Origin of the sequence: Methylobacterium sp. BTF04, assembly GCF_010692745.1 — a bacterium.
Classification (GTDB): Bacteria; Pseudomonadota; Alphaproteobacteria; order Rhizobiales; family Beijerinckiaceae; genus Methylobacterium.
Genome location: NZ_JAAHTB010000023.1, coordinates 60,480 through 66,479, shown reverse-complemented (window position 1 = coordinate 66,479; position 6,000 = coordinate 60,480). Strand labels below are relative to the sequence as shown.

5 protein-coding genes and 1 pseudogene are annotated in these 6,000 nt (G+C 68.5%); 5 read left to right on the top strand and 1 reads right to left on the bottom strand.

Annotated features, from left to right (window positions below):
* A pseudogene (locus G3T14_RS25080) lies at nt 1–137 on the top strand (sugar transporter); the annotation flags it as partial.
* Nucleotides 138–327: 190 nt separating this feature from the next.
* Nucleotides 328–1,449, top strand: a complete 1,122-nt coding sequence (locus G3T14_RS14850) for a branched-chain amino acid ABC transporter substrate-binding protein (protein WP_163643315.1) — start codon at nt 328–330, stop codon at nt 1,447–1,449.
* A gap of 72 nt (nt 1,450–1,521) precedes the next feature.
* Here the strand turns inward: G3T14_RS14850 and G3T14_RS25415 are convergent, their stop codons facing one another.
* Nucleotides 1,522–1,653: a hypothetical protein gene (locus tag G3T14_RS25415; RefSeq protein ID WP_281409815.1), complete on the bottom strand. Its 132-nt coding sequence runs from the start codon at nt 1,651–1,653 to the stop codon at nt 1,522–1,524.
* Between G3T14_RS25415 and dctP the strand changes: the two genes are divergently transcribed.
* The 3 genes from dctP to G3T14_RS14835 all read left to right on the top strand — a co-directional run bounded on the left by dctP (nt 1,652) and on the right by G3T14_RS14835 (nt 5,998).
* Nucleotides 1,652–2,749: a TRAP transporter substrate-binding protein DctP gene (gene dctP, locus G3T14_RS14845; protein ID WP_163643314.1), complete on the top strand. Its 1,098-nt coding sequence runs from the start codon at nt 1,652–1,654 to the stop codon at nt 2,747–2,749. The genes G3T14_RS25415 and dctP overlap by 2 nt on opposite strands.
* A 403-nt stretch (nt 2,750–3,152) precedes the next feature.
* Nucleotides 3,153–4,541: a deoxyribodipyrimidine photo-lyase gene (locus tag G3T14_RS14840; protein WP_163643313.1), complete on the top strand. Its 1,389-nt coding sequence runs from the start codon at nt 3,153–3,155 to the stop codon at nt 4,539–4,541.
* Between the two features lie 119 nt (nt 4,542–4,660).
* A complete protein-coding gene (locus tag G3T14_RS14835; RefSeq protein ID WP_163643312.1) occupies nt 4,661–5,998 on the top strand; it encodes a chloride channel protein in 1,338 nt (445 codons plus the stop codon).
* The last annotated feature ends 2 nt before the right edge of the window (nt 5,999–6,000 follow it).

The following is a 6,000-nucleotide window of genomic DNA, read 5'->3' as shown; positions in this document are numbered from 1 at the left end:
CCTTCCGCATGCGCAACCGCGACCTCGTCTACGTCTCCAACGCCCCCTTCACCGAGGTCCAGAAGGTCCTGTCGGTGTTCTCCACCGTCACCGCCCCCGTCTCCGCCGCAGCCAGCGTCTATGGCGTCGCGCGGTAGTAGGGGTGAGCGGTCGGGGCGCGAGACCGCCTCTTGCCTTCTCGTGCGGCATCCCGCACGGGTCGTTCAAACCATGGGCCGCAATGCCCGAGCGTAGCCGGCCTCCACGTCGCCAGGCGCTCGCCGGACGTTCGTATGAGAGATCCGCTTAAACCTTCGTGAGGTCGAACGGGGCGTGAGACGGGGCGAGATGAGGTTCAGACGCGAGGTCCGGCGCCTCGGGCTCGCGGGTCGTGTGGCTGGTTGCCTCGGCCTGCTCGGCATCGCTCCAGCCTGTGCGGACGTCGTCATCGGCGTCGCGGTGCCGCGCTCGGGCGCCTATGTCGGCGTGGGCGAACAAGTGCTGCGCGGGGTCCAGGCGGCCGCCCGCGACGCCAATGCTCGCGGTGGTCTCGACGGTGAGACGATCGTCCTCGACGTCCAGGACGATGCCTGCGATTCCAACAAGGCGGTGGCGGTGGCCAACCACTACGCCGCCGGCAATGTGCGCCTCGTCGTCGGCCATGTCTGCTCCAACGCCTCGCTCGCGGCCTCCGAGGTCTATGCCGCCAACGGCACCGTGATGATCACGGCGGCCTCCGTCGCCGCCAAGCTCACCGACCGCGGCCTGCCGACGATCTTCCGCGTGTGCGGGCGCGACGACGATCAGGCCAAGCTGTCGGCCACCGTCTTGGCGGAGCGGTTTCGCGACAAGAAGATCGCCATCCTCAACGATCTGACGCCGGGCTCGCGCAACCTCGCCGCCGCGACCAAGGAAAACCTCAACCGCATCGGCATCAACGAAGCCATCGCCACGGCGTTTTCCGCCGGGGACGCCGACGACGCGGCGCTCGCCGACCGCCTCAAGGAGGCCGGCATCGCGGTGGCGTATTATGGCGGCGATGCCCGCGAGATGGGCCGTCTCGTGCGGATTTCGGCCGAGCGCGGGTTCAAGCCGCAATGGTTCGGCACCTCGGCCATCGCCACCCAGGAATTCGCCACCACCGCCGGGTCGGCCAGCAACGGCGTGCTGATGACGTTCTACCTCGACCCGCGCCGCAAGCCCGAGGCGGCCGCCGTGGTCGCGGCCTTCAAGGCCGAGGGTGTCGAGCCCGAAGGCTCGACGATCTATGGCTATGCCGCGCTCCAAGCCCTTGTGGCAGCGGGCAACTTCGCCCACACGCAGGATTCCAGGCGCATCGCCGCGACCCTTCACGCCGAGCGGTTCGACCTCGTGCTCGGCTCGGTGGGGTTCGACGCCAAGGGCGACGTCACCGCGCAGGGCTATGTGCTGTATGTCTGGAACGACGGTGCCTTTACGTACGCCAAGTGACCCTGAGTGACCCCAAGTGATGGCAGCGACGTCCGGTGAGGCAGGGGCTGACCCGATGGCGTCGATGCCCGATCATGGGATCGATTCGGGGCCACCCTCGTTCCCGTTCGACGCACCCGAGGCCGTCGGCGCCGAACGGCGCACGATAATCGAGACCGCGACGATCCAGACTTCGACGACCCAGACTTCCAAGCGAGGCGTCATGGCCCCACCTCTTGCGCGACGCGCGCTCTTGTCCGCCGGCCTCGGCGGTGCGGCGGTCGCCGTTTCGGGCCCCGTCCGGGCCGAGGCCGCTCCCGACCTGAAATGGCGCCTCGTCTCGTCCTATCCGAAATCCCTCGACATCCTGTACGGCGCCCCCGAACTGCTGGCCCGCACCGTGGCCGAGGCCACCGACGGGCGCTTCCAGATCCAGGTCTCGGGTCCCGGCGAGCCGGTGCCCGCGGACGGACTCCTCGATGCGGTCTCGGCCGGCACGGTGGAGATGGGCTACGGGCCGGCGACCTTGGGAGCCGCCAAGGATCCGACCTTCGCACTCGCCACCGCCCTGCCCTTCGGCCTCAATGCGCGCGGCCAGAGCGCGTGGTGGCTCCAGGGCGGTGCCGCCGACCTGTTCGGCGAGATCTTCGCCAAGCACGGGCTGGTGGCGTTGCCGGCCGGCAATACCGGTGCGCAGATGGGTGGTTGGTTCCGTCGCGAGGTGAAGGCGCTGTCCGACCTGCAGGGGCTGAAGCTGCGCATCGGCGGCCTCGGTGGACAGGTGCTGGCGAAGTTCGGCGTGGTGCCGCAGGCGACGCCCGGCCCGGAGATCTATGCGGCGCTGGAGTCGAAGGCCATCGACGCGGCCGAGTGGATCGGCCCCTACGACGACGAGAAACTCGGTCTGCAGAAGGTCGCGCCGACCTATCATTATCCCGGTTTCTGGGAGGGGGGCGCCCTGATCCACCTGTGGTTCAACGCCGAGGCCTGGAAGGGCCTGCCCAAGGCCTACCGGGCGATCCTGCAGGCGGCCGCCGCCCAGGTCCACGCCGACGTCCAGGCCAAATACGACGCACGCAATCCGCGGGCGCTGCGCCGCCTCGTCGCCGCAGGTGCGCAGTTACGCCCGTTCCCGCAGGAGGTGATGGAGGCGGCCCTCAAGAACGCGAACGACGTCTATGCCGAGATCGGCGGCAAGAACCCCGACTTCAAGCGCGTCTACGAGGCGATGAAGACCTTCCGGAACGAGGAATATCTCTGGTTCCAGGTGGCCGAATACACCTACGACAACTTCATGATCCGCGCCCGCGCCAGAGGCTGAGCCACGGGCTGGAGGGATAGCGGGCAGAAAAAAAGGCCGCTCCGAAGAGCGGCCCGAAGTCTAGGGAGGAAACGCCCAAGAAGGGCAGCAGGACCGCGACGCCATCGCGCTCCCGCAATGCACAATCTGATCCTCTGGCGCGGAAATGCAAGATGGTTGGGGCAGGATCACTGTCGCTTTCCGTGTCGCCGCGCACGTTGAGACAATTCTGTATCCAAAATGTCGCAGGTGACGATTCGGCCTGCCGCACTCGTTTCAGTCCTGCGGCGCGACGGACGTCCGACGTCTAAGGCGCTGCCCGCAGTGGCGTTTCACCCGATTCGGCGGCAACGATCGACGCGCCTTCGCGGGGCGCGCCGGTGACGCATTCTTTTCTTCACGGCAATGGGAGCGATTTCGCGCGATGGCGATTCAGGCTGGACGACTCAACATCCTCAACGACGTCGCGCCGCGGGCCGATGGCGCCTACGTCGTCTACCTCCTGCAGCAGGCCAACCGCGCCCACGGCAATCCCGCGCTGGAATATGCCGTCGAGGAGGCCAACCGGCTCGGTCTTCCGGTCCTGGCCTGCTTCGGCCTGCTCGACGGGGCCAACGGCTTTCCCGAGGCCAATGCCCGCCACTACGCCTTCCTGCTCCAGGGGCTGGCCGACGCCAAAGCCGGGCTCGATAAGCGCGGCATCGGCTTCGTGATGCGCAAAGCCTCCCCCGCCGACATCGCCATCGATCTGGCCAAGAACGCCGCTCTCCTCGTCCTCGACCGCGGCTATCTGGCGATCCAGAAAAGCTGGTACGGGCAGATCGTCGACGCCGTGAAGACCCGCATCGTTCAGGTCGAGGGCGACGTGGTGGTCCCCGTGGCGGTCGCCTCGGGCAAGCACGAATACGCGGCCCGCACCCTACGCCCGAAGCTGCACAAGCTCCTCGACGAATACATCGCGCCGCTGACGCAGCGCCAGGTGAAGCACAAGGCCGGGCGTGGCCTGCCGACGAGCGAAATCGACATCTCGGACCCCGATGCGGTGCTGGCGGGCATGAGTCTCGACCGCGACGTCGCCCCGGTGCGTCGCTTCATCGGCGGTGAGACCGAGGCGCGCCGCCGCCTCGCGGCCTATCTCGCCGGACCGTTCGCCAGTTACGGCGCCGAGCGCAACAAGCCGGAGGCGGCCGCCGCTTCGCACATGAGCCCCTACTTGCATTTCGGGCAGATCTCCCCGGTGGAGATCGCGCTCGCGGTGCGTGCCGCCAAGAAAGGCGGCGACGCGGACAAGGCGTCCTACCTCGAAGAGCTGATCGTCCGGCGCGAACTGGCGATGAACCACGTCCACTACACCAAAGGATACGATTCCTACGCTCACGCGGTCCCCGAATGGGCGCGCAAGACGCTGGCCGAGCAGGCCGACGACCCACGGCCCCACGCCTATACCGAACGCCAGCTCGCCGAGGGTGAGACCCACGACATCTATTGGAACGCCGCCCAGGCCGAGATGCGCGAGACCGGCTACATGCACAATCACCTGCGCATGTACTGGGGCAAGAAGATCCTCGAATGGTCGCCCTCCCCCGAAGAAGGGTTTCGGCGCACGCTCCGGCTCAACAACCGCTACTTCCTCGATGGCCGCGACGCGAATTCCTTCACCAACGTCGCCTGGATCTACGGCTTGCACGACCGGCCCTGGGCCCGGCGGAAGATCTTCGGGACGGTGCGCTACCAGAGCGAGAACTCGTTGAGGAAATTCGACGCCAAGGCCTATCTCAAGACCGTCGAAAAGCTGTGCCGCGCCGAGGCGTGAGGTCGCCCCGAGAATGGGGTACGCCCCTTGCCTGACAGGACCTTCCTGCCTGACAGGACCTCCTTGCCTGACGCGAGTCTTGTTTGCCCGACACGGCCTCGCGCCCTCCGGACTCTCCCATGCCCCGACGCCTGCTTGTCCGCCCCTCGATGACGCGTCTGCGCGGAGCGGCCGTCGACGCCTTCGCGATCTGGCGCCGCCGACTGCTGTTCCTCGCCGGCGGCGTCTGCGTCGGTCTCGCCGCCGTACTGATGGCGACGCTGGCCGATGCCGCCCAGGGGCTGTTCAAGCGCGGGCTCGGGCTCTCGCCGTGGCTGGCTCTGGCGATCACGCCCGCGGGGTTCGGCCTGTGCGCTTATCTCGCGCTCACCGTGTTTCCGAACGCGCAGGGCTCGGGCATCCCGCAGGTGATCGCGGCGCGCCATACCGGGCAACTCGCCTTGCGCCGCGCGCTGGTCTCGCTGCGGACGGCATTCGGCAAGATCGTGGTGATGACCCTCGGCCTGCTGTTCGGCGCCTCCACCGGGCGTGAGGGACCCACGGTCCAGGTCGGCGCGGCGATCATGGCGGCGGCCGGCCACCTGACCCCCGAGCGCCAGCCGGGGCTGATCCTCGCCGGCGGGGCCGCCGGGGTGGCGGCGGCCTTCAACACCCCCATCGCCGGCATCGTGTTCGGCATCGAGGAGCTCAGCCGCGCCTACGAGGCGCGCAACGGCGCTCTGATCGTGGCCGCCATCGTCGCCGCCGGCCTGACCGCGCTGGCGATCACCGGAAACTACACCTATTTCGGCACCTCGAGCGCCACCCTCCCCTTCGGTCGCGGCTGGATCGCCGTGCCGGTGCTCGGCGCGCTCGGCGGGCTGACGGGGGGCGTGTTCTCCCGCATCGTCATCCTGTTCGCCCGCGGTCTGCCGGGGCGGGTCGGAGCCCTGATCGCCCGGCATCCGGTCGCCTTCGCGGTGTCCTGCGGTGCTGGCGTCGCCCTGTGCGGCTTGGCCTCGGGGGGCGCTGTCTACGGCACAGGCTACGAGGAGGCCCGCGCGCTGCTGCATGGCGCGGGCGAGTCCCATGGCAATTTCGCGCCCCTGAAGTTCCTGGCGACCCTGCTGTCCGCGATCAGCGGCATTCCCGGGGGCCTGTTCGCACCCTCGCTCAGCGTCGGAGCGGGACTCGGGGCCGCGCTGCAGGGGCTGTTCTCGGACGTGCCGGTGGCCGCCCTCGTCCTCATCGGCATGGTCGCCTACCTCACCGGCGCACTCCAGGCGCCGATCACCGCCTTCGTCATCGTCACCGAGATGACCCAGGATCACGCCCTGATGATCCCCCTGATGGTGGCGGCGCTGATCGCCGACGCGGTGTCGAAATCGGTGTGCCGCGAGGGGCTCTATCATGCGCTCGCCGAGACGCTTCTGGCGCGGGCGGAAGCGCGCCCGGCGCCCGTGGTAATGCCGCGGTGAGC